14 protein-coding genes are annotated in these 15,218 nt (G+C 69.0%); 7 read left to right on the forward strand and 7 right to left on the reverse strand.

Annotated features, from left to right (window positions below; translation table 11 throughout):
- Nucleotides 1-4 precede the first annotated feature (4 nt).
- Entirely contained in the window at nucleotides 5-1,759 is a 1,755-nt protein-coding gene (locus F3H13_RS02275) for a globin-coupled sensor protein (RefSeq protein WP_223174355.1), read from the forward strand.
- 60 nt (nucleotides 1,760-1,819) lie between these two features.
- On the opposite strand, the gene F3H13_RS16065 is transcribed toward F3H13_RS02275, so the two are convergent.
- Complete coding sequence (locus F3H13_RS16065) at nucleotides 1,820-1,990, reverse strand: hypothetical protein (RefSeq protein WP_188127976.1); 171 nt, start codon at nucleotides 1,988-1,990, stop codon at nucleotides 1,820-1,822.
- 46 nt (nucleotides 1,991-2,036) lie between these two features.
- Nucleotides 2,037-2,342, reverse strand: coding sequence for a MazG nucleotide pyrophosphohydrolase domain-containing protein (locus F3H13_RS02280; RefSeq protein WP_149797430.1), 306 nt, complete (start codon nucleotides 2,340-2,342; stop codon nucleotides 2,037-2,039).
- A gap of 126 nt (nucleotides 2,343-2,468) precedes the next feature.
- Between F3H13_RS02280 and npdG the strand changes: the two genes are divergently transcribed.
- The 3 genes from npdG to F3H13_RS02295 all read left to right on the forward strand — a co-directional run bounded on the left by npdG (nucleotide 2,469) and on the right by F3H13_RS02295 (nucleotide 5,795).
- The gene (gene npdG, locus F3H13_RS02285) at nucleotides 2,469-3,137 is read left to right on the forward strand and encodes an NADPH-dependent F420 reductase (protein WP_149797431.1); all 669 of its coding nucleotides are present in this window, start codon (nucleotides 2,469-2,471) and stop codon (nucleotides 3,135-3,137) included.
- Between the two features lie 293 nt (nucleotides 3,138-3,430).
- On the forward strand, nucleotides 3,431-4,483 hold the full coding sequence (locus F3H13_RS02290) for a sensor histidine kinase (protein ID WP_223174356.1): 1,053 nt from the start codon (nucleotides 3,431-3,433) through the stop codon (nucleotides 4,481-4,483).
- A gap of 469 nt (nucleotides 4,484-4,952) precedes the next feature.
- Nucleotides 4,953-5,795, forward strand: a complete 843-nt coding sequence (locus F3H13_RS02295) for a polyprenyl synthetase family protein (protein WP_149797432.1) — start codon at nucleotides 4,953-4,955, stop codon at nucleotides 5,793-5,795.
- A gap of 35 nt (nucleotides 5,796-5,830) precedes the next feature.
- On the opposite strand, the gene F3H13_RS02300 is transcribed toward F3H13_RS02295, so the two are convergent.
- From F3H13_RS02300 to F3H13_RS02320, 5 genes are read right to left on the reverse strand one after another with little or no spacing between them, the layout of a single operon-like run.
- Nucleotides 5,831-6,901 carry an ABC transporter ATP-binding protein gene (locus F3H13_RS02300; protein ID WP_149797433.1) on the reverse strand — a complete coding sequence of 357 codons (1,071 nt, stop codon included), beginning with the start codon at nucleotides 6,899-6,901 and terminating at the stop codon, nucleotides 5,831-5,833.
- The gene (locus F3H13_RS02305) at nucleotides 6,898-8,211 is read right to left on the reverse strand and encodes an ABC transporter ATP-binding protein (RefSeq protein ID WP_223174357.1); all 1,314 of its coding nucleotides are present in this window, start codon (nucleotides 8,209-8,211) and stop codon (nucleotides 6,898-6,900) included. Before F3H13_RS02305 ends, F3H13_RS02300 begins: the two co-directional genes overlap by 4 nt.
- A complete protein-coding gene (locus F3H13_RS02310) occupies nucleotides 8,208-9,227 on the reverse strand; it encodes an ABC transporter permease (RefSeq protein ID WP_149797434.1) in 1,020 nt (339 codons plus the stop codon). Before F3H13_RS02310 ends, F3H13_RS02305 begins: the two co-directional genes overlap by 4 nt.
- A 1-nt stretch (nucleotide 9,228) precedes the next feature.
- Entirely contained in the window at nucleotides 9,229-10,221 is a 993-nt protein-coding gene (locus F3H13_RS02315; RefSeq protein ID WP_149797435.1) for an ABC transporter permease, read from the reverse strand.
- A gap of 30 nt (nucleotides 10,222-10,251) precedes the next feature.
- Nucleotides 10,252-11,874 carry an ABC transporter substrate-binding protein gene (locus F3H13_RS02320; RefSeq protein WP_149797436.1) on the reverse strand — a complete coding sequence of 541 codons (1,623 nt, stop codon included), beginning with the start codon at nucleotides 11,872-11,874 and terminating at the stop codon, nucleotides 10,252-10,254.
- Nucleotides 11,875-12,059: 185 nt separating this feature from the next.
- Between F3H13_RS02320 and F3H13_RS02325 the strand changes: the two genes are divergently transcribed.
- From F3H13_RS02325 to F3H13_RS02335, 3 genes are all read left to right on the forward strand, one after another.
- Complete coding sequence (locus tag F3H13_RS02325) at nucleotides 12,060-12,515, forward strand: DUF7529 family protein (protein ID WP_149797437.1); 456 nt, start codon at nucleotides 12,060-12,062, stop codon at nucleotides 12,513-12,515.
- Between the two features lie 109 nt (nucleotides 12,516-12,624).
- Nucleotides 12,625-13,338, forward strand: coding sequence for a phosphoribosyltransferase family protein (locus F3H13_RS02330; protein WP_149797438.1), 714 nt, complete (start codon nucleotides 12,625-12,627; stop codon nucleotides 13,336-13,338).
- A gap of 126 nt (nucleotides 13,339-13,464) precedes the next feature.
- Nucleotides 13,465-14,844 (forward strand): NCS2 family permease, encoded by a 1,380-nt coding sequence (locus F3H13_RS02335; RefSeq protein ID WP_149797439.1) that lies wholly within the window; start codon nucleotides 13,465-13,467, stop codon nucleotides 14,842-14,844.
- Nucleotides 14,845-15,218: the final 374 nt, after the last annotated feature.

Below are 15,218 nucleotides of genomic sequence, written 5' to 3' on the forward strand. Positions count from 1 at the left end.
CGGTATGGCTACATCGGGAGAGTACGGGCGAAACGACTTCGGCCAAGGTGGCTTGAACGACCGGCTCGACGTCGGCGAGCTTGTCGATGAGATCGGGCTCGACGCGGACGAGATCGCGTGGCGGAAGGAGTTCGTCGGCTTCGACGAGGAGGACGAGCGGCGGCTGAGCCGGTACGAGGACGCGTTCGCGGAGAACGCGGAGCAGATCGCCGACGACTTCTACGAGAACCTCACCGGCCACGAGCAGACGGTCGAGGTGATCGGGCGGTCGGAGAAGGGGCTCGAACAGCTCAAGCGGACGCAGTCGGCGTACCTCGTGACGCTCGCGGAGGGCGAGTACGACGAGGAGTACTTCCGGGACCGCGCGCGGATCGGCAAGATCCACGACATGCTGGAGATGCCGATGAAACACTACCTCGGGCAGTACGGCGTGTACTACGACCTCATCCTCCCGCTCATCGGCGACCGCCTCGTCGACTCGCTCACGGACCGGCTGGCCCCCGACGGCGTCAGCGAGGAACTCGACGACGCGACCGCGGCGGTGGTCGAGGAGGAGGTCGACGACGCGATCGAGGACCTGCTCTCGGTCCTCCGGATCGTCAACCTCGACATGCAGGTCGTCACGGACACGTACATTCACTCGTACAGCGAGAAGCTCACGGAGGCGGTCGAGCGGAACGAGCGGCTGATGGCGGAGGTGGAAGACGAGGTCGAGGAGCCGATCGGCGACCTCCGCGAGTCGGCGGGCGATGTCGCCGACCGCGCCGCCGAGGTCGGCGACGCGGCCGAGGACCAGTCGGATCGGGTCGCCGAGATCTCCTCGGAGGTTTCGAACCTTTCGGCGACGGTCGAGGAGGTGGCGTCGACCGCCGACGAGGTCGAGCGGACGAGCAGCCGAGCGGAGACGCTCGCGGAGGACGGGCGAGAAGCGGCCGACGACGCCGCGTCGGCCATGGACGACATCGGCGACGCCGTCGACGAGGTCGCGGACGACGTCGAGGCGCTCCAGGAGCGCGTCGAGGAGATAGACGAGTTCGTCGACGCGATCAACGGCATCGCCGACCAGACGAACCTGCTCGCGCTGAACGCGTCGATCGAGGCGGCGCGGGCCGGCGAGGCGGGCGCCGGGTTCGGCGTCGTCGCCGACGAGATAAAGTCGCTCGCGGAGGAGTCACAGCGGCACGCGAGCGACATCGAGTCGATGGTCGGCGGCATCCGCACCGACACCGAGGAGACGGTCGAGAGCCTCTCGGAGACGACGGTGCGCGTCGACGAGGGGAGCGAGCGCGTCGCCGACGCGACGGAGAACCTCACCGACATCGCCGAGGCGGTGACGGAGACGGCGGACGGGATCGACGAGGTCTCGGACGTGACCGACGAGCAGGCCGCCGCCGCCGAGGAGATCGCCGCGACGATCGACGGGGTGGTCGAGCAGTCGAACCGGATCAGCGAGCAGATGCAGGCGCTGGCCGCCGACAGCGAGCGCCAGTCGACAGCGGTCGAGGCGGTCGAACGGACGGTGCGCCGGCTGTCCGCGGACAGCGGCGGGGATGGCGGGCCCCGAGGAGCGTCTCGCACGGACGGCGGACGGCGACCGACGGAGACGAACGGCGGGAGTCGAGCGGACGCGGCGGACGACAGTCGGTCGATTCCGGCGGGGGTTCCGGACGGAATACCCGAGTTCGTGATCGATCGCCTCTCCGAGGAGGAGCTCCGCGCGATCGCGGCCGGAGAGCTGGAGATGGACGACGTGCGGTGAGGCGGCGGTGGTGACGCGCCGCCCGCGTCCAGAAGTTCGCGGCCGCAGCCCGGACCGGTCTCAGGGCGCGAAGTACGCGTCCGGCCCCCGGATCCCGGAGAGTTCGCGGAGCGGGCGGGCGCCGCACCGGTCGCAGGCGGTCGGCTCGTCGGGGTCGTCCGGTTGCGCGAACACCGTCTCGCAGGCGTCGCAGGCGACGTAGCGGAGCGCCAGCGACGGAGTCTCGGCCATGGATCCGATAGGAGGTCGGCGCACTTGAACCGACGCTCTGCGTGTCCTACTGCCCGGAACCGGGGTCGCCCGACGACGCGATCCGCGACTCGTACTTCGCCAGCGCCTCGTCGAGCGCCTCGTCGGCGTCGACGCCGGCCGCCTCGGCGAGCGCGAGCAGCGCGAACAGCGCGTCCCCGATCTCGTCGGTCGCGATCGACGCGGCGGCGGGGTTGCGTCCGTAGTCGGTCGAGGTCGTCACCTCCTTGGCGATCTCGCCGACCTCGCTCTCCAAGTCGAGCGCGTGGTACGCGAGGTCGGTCTCTAACCCGTACTCGTCGACGAACGCCGCGACGCGGTCCTGCTCGTCCATGGGCGTCGTCTCCGCGCGTTCGGACAAGAAGCCCCCGGCTTCGACCGCGGCGGTTCCGACAATTTCGACCGTGGCGAAGACGGCCGGTCGCGCAACCCCTAAGACGCGAGCGACCGCACGGATCGTATGCGAATCGCCATCTTAGGCGGCACGGGTGACATCGGGGAGGGGCTCGCGCTCCGGCTGGCGGCGGACACGCCCCACCGGGTCGCGGTCGGGTCGCGGGAGGCCGAGAAGGCCGAGAACAAGGCCGAGGAGTACACGACCGAACTGGAGAGCCGCGGGCTGGACGCGACCGTCGCAGGCGGCGAGAACGCCGCGGTCGCCGCCGACGCCCGGATCGTCGTCCTCGCGGTCCCGCCGTACCACGTCGGCGACACCGTCGAGGCGGTGGCGGGGGCGTTAGAGGACGGCGACGTGCTGGTCTCGCCCGCGACGGGGATGAAACGCGACGACGAGGGGTTCCACTACCACAAGCCCGGCGCGGGCTCGGTGACGAGCATCGTCGCTGACGCGGCGCCCGAGGGCGTCGCGGTCGTCGGCGCGTTCCACAACCTCGCGGCCGCGCGGCTGGCGAACCTCGACGCCGACCTTGGCGTCGACACCCTCGTGATCGGCGACGACGAGGACGCCAAGCGGACGGTCGCGGACGTCGCCGAGGGGATCGAGGGACTGCGAGCGCTCGACGCCGGCGGTATCGCCAACGCACCCGAAATCGAGGGGTTGACGCCGCTTCTCATCAACGTCGCCGCGAACAACGACGGGCTCCACGACCTCGGCGTCAGGTTCCGGTGAGCGAGCGTGCGGCGGTTCCGGGCGTGAAACGGGGCAAGCGACCGCCCGTCTGCTCGCCGCCGTTCGGCGCCGGTCGAACACCGGCTAACTGACACGGAGGTGCTCCCGAGTCGGGAGCGCGAGCAGTGCGACAGTACCGCGAATCTATTCATTGGAGAACTGATAGGACCTGACGATCGGTTCGGTCCGTGATCTGAAACCGACTGATTCGGCCGGAGGATCCGTGAATAGCCACGAACCCAGAATTATCACAATCTTTTAAAATACCGACCGGCGAGATGTACCATAGGACGATGGCCCCCAACAGCCGGGTGAATCCAGTCACTGTCGTGGGGGCGTCGATCATCGTCGCGACGGCGGCGGTGGGTACGCTCGCGGGCGTCGAGTTGGGGGTGCTCTCGCTCCAAGCCGCGGTTCCGGGCGTTATCGGGGCGGGATTGATCGCCTACGGGTGGTTCCGAGCGGACGGCGTCGTCGGGTCGAAACGGTGGACCGTGCTGAAGTGGACCGTGGCGGGGCTGCTCGCGTTCACGGTTCTCGGGGCCTGGTTCGGGGAGATGGCCGCCCGGCCGGAGACGTCGATCTCGCTTTCGATCACCGGGTCGTTGAGCGTCGGCGCGGCGCTCGGCACGGTCATCGGCGTTTACGCGGCCCGAATTCGCCGGACGAACGAACTGCTCGCGGAGACGGTGACCGAACTCGAAGCGGCGAACGACCGCCTCGAGCGGAAGAACGAGCAGCTGGACCAGTTCGTCGACATCGCCAGCCACGACCTCCGAAATCCGGTGAACGTCGCCCAAGGACGGCTCGAAATCGCCCGGGAGGAGTTCGACAGCGAGCACCTCGAAACGACGGACGACGCGCTCACTCGGATGAACACGCTCATCAACGACCTCGTGTCGCTGACGAAGGCCGGCGACCAGATCGAGGAAGTCGTCCCCGTGGACCTCGGCGCGGTGAGCCGGTCGGCGTGGGGCAGCGTCGAGACGAAGGACGCGTCGCTGACCGTCGAGACCGACGGGGATATCTACGCCGACGAGAGCCGGCTGAGACAGGTCTTAGAGAACCTGTTCCGCAACGCGATCCAGCACGGCGGCGAGGACGTGACCGTCACGGTGGGACTGCTCGCCGAGGGGTTCTACGTCCAGGACACCGGCGCGGGCATTCCGGACGACCTCCGCGGGCAGGTGCTCGAGGACGGCGTGACCACGGGGGGTGACGGGGTGGGCCTCGGACTGAGTATCGTCGAGCAGATCGCCACCGCTCACGGCTGGAAGATAGCTGTCGAGCAGAGCGCCGAGGGCGGCGCCCGCTTCGAGTTCGTCGGCGTGAAGTCGCCCGAGTGACGGAGCGGCGCTCGGCGGTGAGTGGGTTCCGAATCGCCGGGGAACACGGCCGAATCCTGGGTCGCTCGCTTATAAATAGCTAACCGTCGCTCGGCGGTAAACGTCGCCGAAGCCCCAGCCGCGAGGACTCGCGCGACTTGCTGCGCCGTGCTTCGCCCTCACGGCTGCCCCTTTGAGCCCCGCCCCGCACAGCACGGCCCCGCACCTCACACCTCCCCAGCCGCGCCGCTCGCTCGGGGCTCCCTTCGGTCGCCCGCGTCGTCGCCGGCGCTACGCGCCGGCTGCCCGTGGCGCGAAGCGCCACGCTGCTCGCGGCGTCCCTCGCGCGTGCTCCTCGCGCCCAAGGGGCGCTCGGAGGCACGCGCCACCGCAATAGCGAGAGGTAGGTGGCGTCGTCGCCGTCGTCCGAATCCGGCGTTCGCAGGCCGTTCCGTTAGGCCTTTGCGCGCCGGGGCCCTCCGGACGGTAGATGGAGTACTTGCAGCGTCGGGTCGGGCTGGTCGAAGACCGGATCGAGTCGGTCATCGACGACGTCGAGCCCGACGAGCTGTCCGACGAGGTCGGCCACGTCGTCCTCGCGGGCGGCAAGCGCGTCCGGCCGGCGGTGACCGTCCTCGCCTGCGAGGCGTTCGACGGCGACCCCGAGGCCGCGGTCGACTTTGCGGCCGGCATCGAGTTCGTCCACAACGCCTCGCTCGTGATCGACGACATCATCGACCGCTCGGAGGTCCGCCGCGGCACCCCCGCCGCGTGGGCGGAGTTCGGCTACGGCCCGGCGATCATCGCCAGCGACGGCCTGCTCGGCGAGGCGTTCGCGCTGTTCTCGACTGACCCCCGCGCAATGCGCACGGTCGCCGAGGCGCTGGTCGAACTCGGCGAGGGCGAGGCGACGGAGCTGGCCGCCCGCCCGACCAACGAGGCCGAGTACATGAAACTGGCCCGCCGGAAGACGGGCGCGCTGTTCCGCGCCGCCGCCGAACTGGGCGCGGTGGCGGGCGGCGCCGACCCCCACGCGATCGACTCGTTCGGCGAGTACGCCGAGCGCGTCGGCGTCGCCTTCCAGATGCGCGACGACGTGTTAGACGCCACCGCCGACGCCGACGACCTCGGCAAGCCGACCGGACAGGACGCCGAGATGGACCGCCCCTCTGTCCTCCAGGTCACGTCGCTGTCGCCCGAGGAGATCAACGAGCGCGCCCGGGCGGAGTCGGAGCGCGCGCTCGCCGCCCTCGACGAGGCCGACCCCCCGGAGACAGAGGCGATCGAGTACCTCCGCGACCTCGCGGAGTTCGTCGTCGTCCGGGAGCGATAAAGGGAGAGCCGGTCCGCTCGGTTGCCCGCGGGCGCTCAGTCGTCCGCCGGCTCGCCGATGTCGGCCGCGTCCTCGGCCGCCTCGTTCTGCCCGATCGGCTCGCTGTCCCAGTACGCGTGGTCGTCGTCCGCCCGGAAGCAGGCGGCCGTCCGGCCGTCGCCGACGTCGTATCCCGGCGGCGCCGACTCTCGGCAGGCCGCGCGCGCCGCCGGACAGCGGGTGTGGAACCGACAGCCAGCGGGCGGGTTCCGCGGCGAGGGCACGTCGCCGTGGAGCGTCTCGAACTCCTCGTCGCGCGCCTCCGTGCTCGCGCGGGGGACGCTCGACAGCAGCGCCCTCGTGTACGGGTGCGCGGGGTCGTCGAAGATCTCCTCGACGGGCCCGATCTCGACGATCTCACCGAGATACATCACCGCGACGCGGTCGCAGACGTGCCGGACCACGCCGAGGTTGTGCGCGATGAAGAGGAACGTGAGCCCGAAGTCGTCCTGGAGGTCTTCGAGCAGGTTGAGGATCTGGGCCTGAACGCTCACGTCGAGCGCCGACACCGGCTCGTCGAGGACGACGAAGTCGGGGTCTAAGGCGAGCGCGCGGGCGATCCCGATCCGCTGGCGCTGGCCGCCCGAGAACTCGTGGGGGTACCGGTCGATCTGGTCGGCGGAGAGCCCGACTCGTTCGAGCAGGTCGCGGGCCGTCTCGCGGCGCTGCGCGCTGTCCGCGATGTCGTGGATCCGGAGTCCCTCCGTGATGATGTCGCCGGTTGTCATCCGCGGGTCGAGGCTGGAGAACGGGTCTTGGAACACGATCTGCGCGCGGCGCCGGAACTGGTTCAGGTCGCGGTCGGTCATCGCGCGGACGTCCTCCCCGTCGAAGGTGATCTCGCCCGCGGTCGGTTCGCGGAGCCGTAACACCGTCTCGCCGGTCGTCGACTTCCCGCAGCCGGACTCGCCGACGAGCCCCAGCGTCTCGCCCTCCCGCACGTCGAAGGAGACGCCGTCGACCGCCTTCACGCTCTCCGACTCCTGGCCGAGCAGGCGGTCGACGAACGACGGGTCGTCCGCGTAGTACTTCTTCAGGCCGTCGACGGAGAGCAGCGGGTCGCTCATTCGCCCTCACCTCCGTCGGTCGCGGCCCCGTCGTCGGGGTCCGCGGCCTCGCCGGCCTCGCCGAAGTAGTCGTCCGGAAGCGCGTCGGCCGGGTCGTACTCGCGGTCCGCGAGGACGCACTTGGCGCCGTGGTCGGCGGCGGCGTCGACGGTCGCCTCCGGCGGCTTGTCGAGGCACGCCTCCATCGCCTTCGGGCACCGGTCCGCGAAGTAACACCGGTCGTCCATCTCGGCGTCGACCAGGCTCGGGACGTTGCCCGCGATCGGTTCGAGCCGCGCCCGCGGGTCGTCGACGTCGGGGATCGAGCCGAGTAACCCCTGCGTGTACGGGTGGACGGTGTCCTCGAACACGGAGTCGAGCGTGCCGCGCTCGACGATCTCGCCGGCGTACATCACGCAGACGCGGTCGCACATCTCGGCGATGACGCCGAGGTCGTGCGTGATGAGTACGATGCTCATGCCGCGGTCGGCCTGGATCTCCTTCAGCAGGTTCAGGATCTGCGCCTGGATCGTCACGTCGAGCGCGGTCGTCGGCTCGTCGGCGATCAGCACGTCGGGCTCGCCCGCGAGCGCCTGCGCGATCATCGCGCGCTGGAGCATCCCGCCGGAGAACTGGCCGGGGTACTCGTCGACGCGCTCCTCGGGGTCGGGGATCCCGACCTGCCCGAGCAGTTCGACCGCGCGCTCCATGCTCTCCTCGCTCGTGTAGTCGCGGCCGGGGACGATCCCGTCGAGGAGGAGCTTGCCGAGCCCGTACCCCTGCGTCCGCGAGCGCGTCGAGCGGGGGTTCGCCCGCGCCCGCCGCTGCACCTCGACCGCCTCGGCGATCTGCTCGCCGACCGTGATCGAGGGGTTGAAGCTGCTCATCGGGTCCTGGAAGATGACGCTGAACGACGGCCCGCGCAGCGACCGCCGGACGCTGGGCGGCACGGTGCGGAGGTCGACGTGGTCGCCGTCGACCCGCACGGCGTCGTCCCCGCGGAACTCCTCGGCGAGGTCGGCGTCGCGGTACCACACCTCGCCGGCGGTGATCCGGCCGGGCGTCTCGACGAGGTCGACGAGCGACAGCGCGGTCACCGACTTGCCGGAGCCGGACTCGCCGACGACGCCGAGGATCTCGTCTTCTCGGAGGTCGAACGACACCGACTCGACCGCGTTGATCTGCCCCTCCTCGGTGAAAAAGCGGGTCGAGAGGTCCCGGACCGACAGCACGTCGTCGACCGCGGGCGTCCCGCTCGGGGCCGCGTCGTCTACCGGGACGCCGTCGGACGCCGCCGACTCGCCGGCGACCGTCCGCTCGGCGTCGCTCATGCGGCACCCCCTTCGCCCTCGATACCGGGGTCTAAGGCGTCACGCAGCCAGTCGCCGAGCAGGTTGATCCCGATCACCGACAGCATGATCGCGAGCCCGGGGATGGAGGCGATCCACCACTGGCCGGAGGAGACGTAGTCGCGGCCCTGCGCGATGTCGAAGCCCCACGACAGCGTGGTCCCCGAGAAGCCGAGGAACGACAGCGAGCTCTCCAAGAGGATGATCGCCGCCACCTGTACCGTCCCGAGGACGATGATCGGCGTGATCGCGTTCGGCAGGACGTGGCGGAGGATGATCGTGTTGTCGTCGGCGCCGAGCGCGCGCGACGCCTTCACGTACTCTTGTCCGCGTAAGGAGAGGGCCTCCCCTCGGGCGACGCGGGCGAACCACACCCAGTTGACGAGGCCGACGACGATCACCACCGTTATCGGCAACACGAAGCTCTCCGGCATCTCCGGCGCCAGTCCGGCGACGACGAATGGGTCTGGGACGTTCACCGCGGCGCGGCCCCACAGCCCGATCAGCGCGACCGCTAACACGAGCGAGGGGAACGCGAGGCTCACGTCCGCGATCCGCATCAGCGCGTCGTCGACGCGGCCGCGGTGGTAGCCGGCGAGCAGGCCGACCGGCACGCCGATCGACGCCGCGAGGACGGTGCCGAGCACCCCGACGACCAGCGACGTCCGCGCGCCGTACACCACCCGCGAGAACATGTCGCGGCCGAGCCCGTCGGTGCCGAACACGTGGTCGGGGTCGGCCGTAACCTCGACCTCCTCGGTGACGGTCTGGATCTCGCCGTCGACCATCTGCGAGGAGGTCCGCTCCGACGTCTCCGAGAAGCCGATCGGCGGCAGCTCGCTCTGGTCGAGCTGTTGGTCGGTCGGGTTGTGGGGCGCGATGAAGGGGGCGAACACGGCGGTCAACAGGATGAGGACCACCAGCGCCAGCCCAAGCTTCGCGAGCCCGCTCTGTCTGAACTCCTTTTTGAGATTGCGAATGACACGTGAAGAGACCATGTTAGTCGTTCACCACCTCCGGGTCGAGGTAGGCGTACACAACGTCGACGAGGATGTTGACGAGGACGAAGCTCGTCCCGATAATGATCAGGCTCCCCTGAAGCGCCGGCCAGTCCCGGTTGTTGATGCTCTCGATGACCAGCGTGCCGAGCCCCGGCCACGAGAACACCGCCTCGGTGATGACGGCGCCGCCGATCAGCGTCCCGAGCTGGAGCCCGAGGACGGTGATCACGGGGATGAGGGTGTTACGCAGGGCGTGTTTGTACCGGATCAGCGTCCGCGGGAGCCCCTTGGCCCGCGCGGCCTGGACGTAGCCCTTGCTGAGCTCGTCTAACATTCCGGACCGCGTCAGCCGGGTGATAAGCGCCATGAAGTAGGTGCCCAAGGCGATCGCGGGCAGCGTGATGTACGCGAGCCACGTCAAGAGCGTCCCGACGAACGGCTCGGCGTTGGCGACCGACAGCGCGACGTCGCCGACGTCGACCCCGCGGCCGCTGGTGTTGAAGATGTTGAACTCCACGGCGAAGATCAGGATGAGCATGATCCCGAGCCAGAAGTTCGGCGTCGAGATGCCGCCGAGCGACAGCAGCGTCGCGCCGTAGTCGACCGGGTCGTTCCGGTTCGTGGCGCTGATGACGCCGAGCGGGATGGCGAGGACGATCGCCACGACGCTCGCGGCGATAGCGAGCTCCACGGTGGCGGGCAGCCGCTCGAACACGAGCGTCGTGACCTCCTGGCCCCGGATGTACGACCGCCCCATGTCGCCCTGAAGCAGGTCGAAGATGTACTGGCCGTACTGGATGTACAGCGGCTGGTCGAGCCCCAGTTCGGCGGCGATCGCCTGTCGCGTCTCCTGTGACGCGTCGAGCGGTGCGACCGCGTTGATCGGGCTACCGGGCGTGACGAACCGGAGCGCGAACACGACGGTGACGACGCCCCAGACGACGCCGATCCCCTGGAGGCTTCTTTTGAGTGCGAATCTGCCGAGTGACATTAATAACGATGTGGAGAGATGGGGGTCGCGTTACTGCTGAGTGGCGGTGTCCGGGTCGATGAACTCGTCGGCCCGCGGCTCCCAAGAGATGTCGTTCGAGACGCCGTAGACGCTGAACTGCTGGTGCATGAACACCCACGGCGCGAGGTCGTGGGCGAGCTGGTTCGCCTCCTGAAGGATCTCGACGCGCTCGTCGGGGTCCTCGGTCGCCTCGGCGTCCGTGAGCAGCCCGTCGAGCTCGTCGTTTTCCAGCACGGTGAGCGCGCCGCTCGAAGAGAGCAGCGGCGTCAGCGTCTGGCTGCCGTCGAACTCGGCGTTCCCCCACCCGAGGAGGTTAAAGTGCGGGCGGTCCTCGATATCGGGCGCGGTGACGTCTTGGACCAGCGAGGAGAACTCGCGCTGCTCGACCTCACAGGTGACGTTCGACAGGGAGTTGATCTGGTTGGCCGCCGCCTGTGCGATCTCGACGTCGCGGAGGTAGCGCCCGATCGGCGTTTCGAGGGTGATCTCGACGCCGGCGTGGCCGGACTCCTCGACGAGCCGCTCGGCCTCGCCGGGGTCGTACGGGTACGGGTCGATGTCGGGGTTGTAGCCGACGTGACCCTCGAGAGTCGGCTGCGCGGTGATGTTGCCGAAGCCGTTGAGCACGTTCTCGATGATGCTCTCGACGTCGACCGCGTGGTTCAGCGCCTGCCGGAACTGCTGGCTGGAGAACGGCTCCACGTCGTAGCGCATCTGGAGGAAGATGATGCGCGCGCTCGCCACGGAGTTGATCGTGGCGACGTCGGAGCCGTTCACCCGGGAGACCTCGTTCGGCGGGACGTTCGTCACGATATCCGTCTCCTCGGCGAGCAGCTGGTTGACTCGCGTGCTCGACTCGCTGGAGGCGCTCATCCGGAGCTCGTCGACCTCGGGGGCGCCGTCCCAGTAGTCCTCGAACGGCTCGTAGAGCACTTCGTTGCCCGAGTTGTACTCGGTGACGCGGAACGGCCCCGTGCCGTTGGCGTTCCGATTGATGTAGTCGCCGCCGTTCTCCTCCACCCACGACTGCTGCATGATCTCGCAGTTGGTCGCGAACAGCTGGAAGGCAATCGGGTTGTACCCCTCGAAAGAGACCGTCACCTCGCCGTCGCCGGCCGTCACCTCGTCGACAACGCCGAGGTCGTTCGACTGCGGGCTGACGATGCCGACGTCCTCGAAGACGATCCGGCGGATGCTGTACCGGACGTCCTCCGCGGTCAGGTCGTCGCCGTTGTGGAACGTGACGCCGTCGCGCAGCATGAACCGGACGCTGCCGTCGTCGGTGCGCTCCCATTCGTCTGCGAGACCGGCGATGATGCCGCCCTCCTTGTCGCGGTCGAGCACGCCCTCGTACGCCTGGCCGACGATGATCTCGGTGTTCGTCTCGGCGTGGTCCTGCGGGTCGAGCCCGGAGTCCATCTGGCCCATGGTGACGCCGACCTCGAAGGCGTCGCCGCCGTCGGAGCCGTCCTCGCCGTCGCCGCCGTCCATGCCGTCGTCGCCGTCGGAGCCGTCCTCGCCGTCCGAGCCGTCGCCGCCTCCGGCACAACCTGCGAGACCGACGGCACCAGCCGTTCCCGCGTACTTGAGCACCGTCCGCCTGTCGACGTGATTGTCGTTGTCAGTAGGCATAGGCGATCCCATACGACAGAGCGTTATGAACCTACCGGCGGCCACAGCGCCTGTCGCTACCGCCTGCTGGCGATCCGCTGACAGTACGATCCGCAGAATCCCCCGGCGTGCGCCGGCGGAACGGGCGAATTCGGCGCGGCCGGAAACCGACGCTTATGTACGGGCGCCCGCGGTAGGCGGGCTATATGAACGGACCCGATCCCGGACCGCGCTGGGACGCGGTCGAGGAGGACGCGGCGTCGACGGCGGCGGCGTACCGAGAGCGCGGCTGGACCGCTATCGCGGGGCATCCCGGCCAGGTGAACCCGGTCGCGGACGCCGCCCGGATCGACGTGCTGTTGCCCGGGTCGGAGTTCGACGCGGCGCTTTCGGCGGTCGACGAGGCCGCGATCGACGGCGTCGACGTGTACGCGGGCGCCGCCGGCGGGATCGCGTACCGGTTGGTGGTCGCGACCGACGAGGCGGCGCAGGTGGCGCTGTGCGTCCCGACGTACCTCGGAAGCGACGACCTCGCCTCGCTGCGTGCGGCCGCCGAGGCGGCGGGGGCGCTCACCGTTCGACTGCGCCCCCTCGACGACCGCGACCACGTCGAGGTCGCGATCGACGACCCCGCGGTGTTCTTCGACGCGCCCGAGGCGTGAGGCGGTCGCCGGAGCGACACGCGGGGCGCCCCGTGAGAACCACACACGTGGGCATCTTCCGGACGTATGACTTCGACGTATTCATAGTTGTGCGATCGCGATCATCGATATGAATCGCGCAGAGAAGGCGGCCCTCCAGCTACAGGCGGTCGCCGTGTTGCGGATGTTAAAGGAGACCCGAACGTACGAGGAGCTGTCGGACGTGACCGGGCTACCCGCGGGCGACCTGAACCGGTACGTGAACGGCCACGTCCTGCCCGGCACCGACCGTGCGAGCGAAGTCGTCGAGTCGGTCGGGCGGGAGGCGCTCGCCGACGAGCTGGTCGCGCGCGTCGAGTTCGACGACGAGGGGTACGTCGACAACTCCGGCGTCGTCTTCGACCAGTCGTTCCTCGACCTGGTGGCGCCGGTCGCGGCGGAAACGTTCGCGTTCGAGTCGCCGGACGTAGTCTTGACGGCCGCGACCGACGGGATCACGCTGGGGGCGGCGATGGCCTCCTTCTTCGACGCGCGCTTGGCGTACGCGAAGAAGTCGAAGGAGACCGCGGTCGAGGAGTTCATCGAGTCGCGCCAGCGGCTCGCCTCCGGCATCGAGCTCACCTACTACCTCCCCGCGAGCGCCGTCGACGCCGGCGACACGGTGTTAGTCGTCGACGACCTGATCCGCTCGGGCGAGACCCAAGAACTCCTCTTGGACATCGCGCTCCAGGCCGACGCCGACGTCACCGGCGTGTTCGCGCTCATCGCCGTCGGCGACGAGGGGATGGACCGCGCGCGCGCAATCACCGACGCGCCGGTCGGGGCGCTGACGACGTTCGAGTAGCCACGTTCGCGCATACTATTCGGAAATAAACAGGAATTACGCCCTTTTCGATCCACGTTCTCGCATTATTGACGGTCGCGTTCAGCAAGGCTTATCACTCGATCGCAGGGAACACTCACTCGTTCAATGGGCCTTTCAGACACGCTGGCCGCGCGGTTCGACGTGGAGTCACTCGGGTCGGACGTTCGCACCGAACTGGTCGCCGGGCTCACGACGTTCCTCGCGATGTCGTACATCATCGTCGTGAACCCCGCAATCCTCTCGGAGGCGATTCAGATCGAGGGGTACGGCCAAGGCGAGGTGTTCCAGATGATCGCCATCGCGACGATCCTCTCTGCGGCGATCGCGACGGTCGTGATGGCCCTGTACGCGAACCGACCGTTCGGGCTCGCGCCCGGTCTCGGGCTCAACGCCTTCTTCGCGTACACGGTCGTGCTGGGGCTCGGCGTCCCGTGGCAGACGGCGCTGGCCGCCGTGTTCGTCGAGGGCGTCCTGTTCATGATCCTGACCGCGGTCGGCGCGCGGGAGTACGTCATCCGGCTGTTCCCCGAGCCAGTGAAGCGCTCTGTCGGCGCCGGTATCGGGCTGTTCCTCCTTTTCATCGGCTTTCAGGAGCTTCAGATCGTCGTCCCCGACGACGCGACGCTCGTCACGCTCGGCGGGATCTTCGGGAACCCGTGGGCGATCCTCGGGCTGCTCGGGCTCGCGTTCACCTTCGGGCTCTGGGCGCGCGGAATTACGGGCTCGATCGTGATCGGGATCGTGGCGACCTCGCTGGTCGGCTGGGGGCTTACCCTCGCCGGCGTCTTCGGCCGCGGCACGGTCACCCCGGAGACGCTCCCGAGCGCGCAGTACGACATCACGCCGCTGGCGGGGGCGTTCGTCGACGGCCTCGGTCAGATCGACCCGCTCACGTTCGTCCTCGTCGTGTTCACATTCTTCTTCGTCGACTTCTTCGACACCGCGGGGACGCTCATCGGCGTCTCGCAGTTCGGTGACTTCCTCGACGAGGACGGCGACCTCCCCGACATGGACAAGCCGCTGATGGCCGACGCGGTGGGGACGACCGCGGGCGCGGTGCTGGGGACCTCCACGGTGACGACGTATATCGAGTCGTCGACCGGCGTCGAGGAGGGCGGTCGCACCGGCCTCACGGCGCTGGTAATTGCGCTCCTCTTCGTCGCGTCGCTCGTGGTGATCCCCCTCGTCGCCGCCATCCCGGCGTACGCATCCTTCATCGCGCTGATCGTCGTCGGCGTGATGATGCTTCAGGGGCTCGTCGAGGTCGACTGGCAGGACCCGGCGTGGGCCGTCTCCGCCGGGCTCACCGTCACCGTGATGCCGTTCGCCTACTCCATCGCGGACGGGCTCGCGGCCGGCATCATCGCCTACCCGCTGATCAAGCTCGCGGTCGGCGAGTACGACGAGGTCGCGCTCGGCCAGTACGCCATCGCCGCGCTGCTCGCCGTCTACTACATTCTCTCGACCGCGGACCTCATCCTCTGAGGCGGGCGACGCACCGCGCTGAGTTTTCCACACACCGTTTTTCGAGCTTATAAATGTCCATGAGCGAGAGCAGCGCTGCTTATAAACGACAGATGCGGTGGCGCGCGCCTCCGAGTGGCCGCCGGAGGCGGCCGCGAGGAGCGCGTGCGAGGGAGTCGGCCGGTCGGAGCGAAGCGGAGACCGGCCGACGAGGCTGGGGAGGCGTGAGGTGCGGTGCTGTGCGGGGCGGGGTGGGGCTCAAAGGGGCAGCCGCGAGGGCGGCGCAGGCGACACAAGCACCGCAGGAACGAGCGAAGCGAGTGACGAGGAGCGCAGCGAGCGTGCGCCGCCCTCGCGGCTGGGGCTTTGGAGGTGTTCGCCATCGATCCGCTCTC

Source organism: Halorubrum xinjiangense, from assembly GCF_900102375.1.
Taxonomy (GTDB): domain Archaea; phylum Halobacteriota; class Halobacteria; order Halobacteriales; family Haloferacaceae; genus Halorubrum; species Halorubrum xinjiangense.

Excerpts from the sequence above, each read along its gene's own strand:
- F3H13_RS02300 (WP_149797433.1), bottom strand. The coding sequence starts at position 6,901 with ATGAGCGACCCGCTGCTCTCCGTCGACGGCCTGAAGAAGTACTACGCG.
- npdG (WP_149797431.1), top strand. The coding sequence starts at position 2,469 with ATGCGAATCGCCATCTTAGGCGGCACGGGTGACATCGGGGAGGGGCTC.
- F3H13_RS02330 (WP_149797438.1), top strand. The coding sequence starts at position 12,625 with ATGAATCGCGCAGAGAAGGCGGCCCTCCAGCTACAGGCGGTCGCCGTG.
- F3H13_RS02335 (WP_149797439.1), top strand. The coding sequence starts at position 13,465 with ATGGGCCTTTCAGACACGCTGGCCGCGCGGTTCGACGTGGAGTCACTC.
- F3H13_RS02310 (WP_149797434.1), bottom strand. The coding sequence starts at position 9,227 with ATGGTCTCTTCACGTGTCATTCGCAATCTCAAAAAGGAGTTCAGACAG.
- F3H13_RS02295 (WP_149797432.1), top strand. The coding sequence starts at position 4,953 with ATGGAGTACTTGCAGCGTCGGGTCGGGCTGGTCGAAGACCGGATCGAG.
- F3H13_RS16065 (WP_188127976.1), bottom strand. The coding sequence starts at position 1,990 with ATGGCCGAGACTCCGTCGCTGGCGCTCCGCTACGTCGCCTGCGACGCC.
- F3H13_RS02290 (WP_223174356.1), top strand. The coding sequence starts at position 3,431 with ATGGCCCCCAACAGCCGGGTGAATCCAGTCACTGTCGTGGGGGCGTCG.
- F3H13_RS02320 (WP_149797436.1), bottom strand. The coding sequence starts at position 11,874 with ATGCCTACTGACAACGACAATCACGTCGACAGGCGGACGGTGCTCAAG.
- F3H13_RS02275 (WP_223174355.1), top strand. The coding sequence starts at position 5 with ATGGCTACATCGGGAGAGTACGGGCGAAACGACTTCGGCCAAGGTGGC.
- F3H13_RS02315 (WP_149797435.1), bottom strand. The coding sequence starts at position 10,221 with ATGTCACTCGGCAGATTCGCACTCAAAAGAAGCCTCCAGGGGATCGGC.
- F3H13_RS02325 (WP_149797437.1), top strand. The coding sequence starts at position 12,060 with ATGAACGGACCCGATCCCGGACCGCGCTGGGACGCGGTCGAGGAGGAC.
- F3H13_RS02305 (WP_223174357.1), bottom strand. The coding sequence starts at position 8,211 with ATGAGCGACGCCGAGCGGACGGTCGCCGGCGAGTCGGCGGCGTCCGAC.
- F3H13_RS02280 (WP_149797430.1), bottom strand. The coding sequence starts at position 2,342 with ATGGACGAGCAGGACCGCGTCGCGGCGTTCGTCGACGAGTACGGGTTA.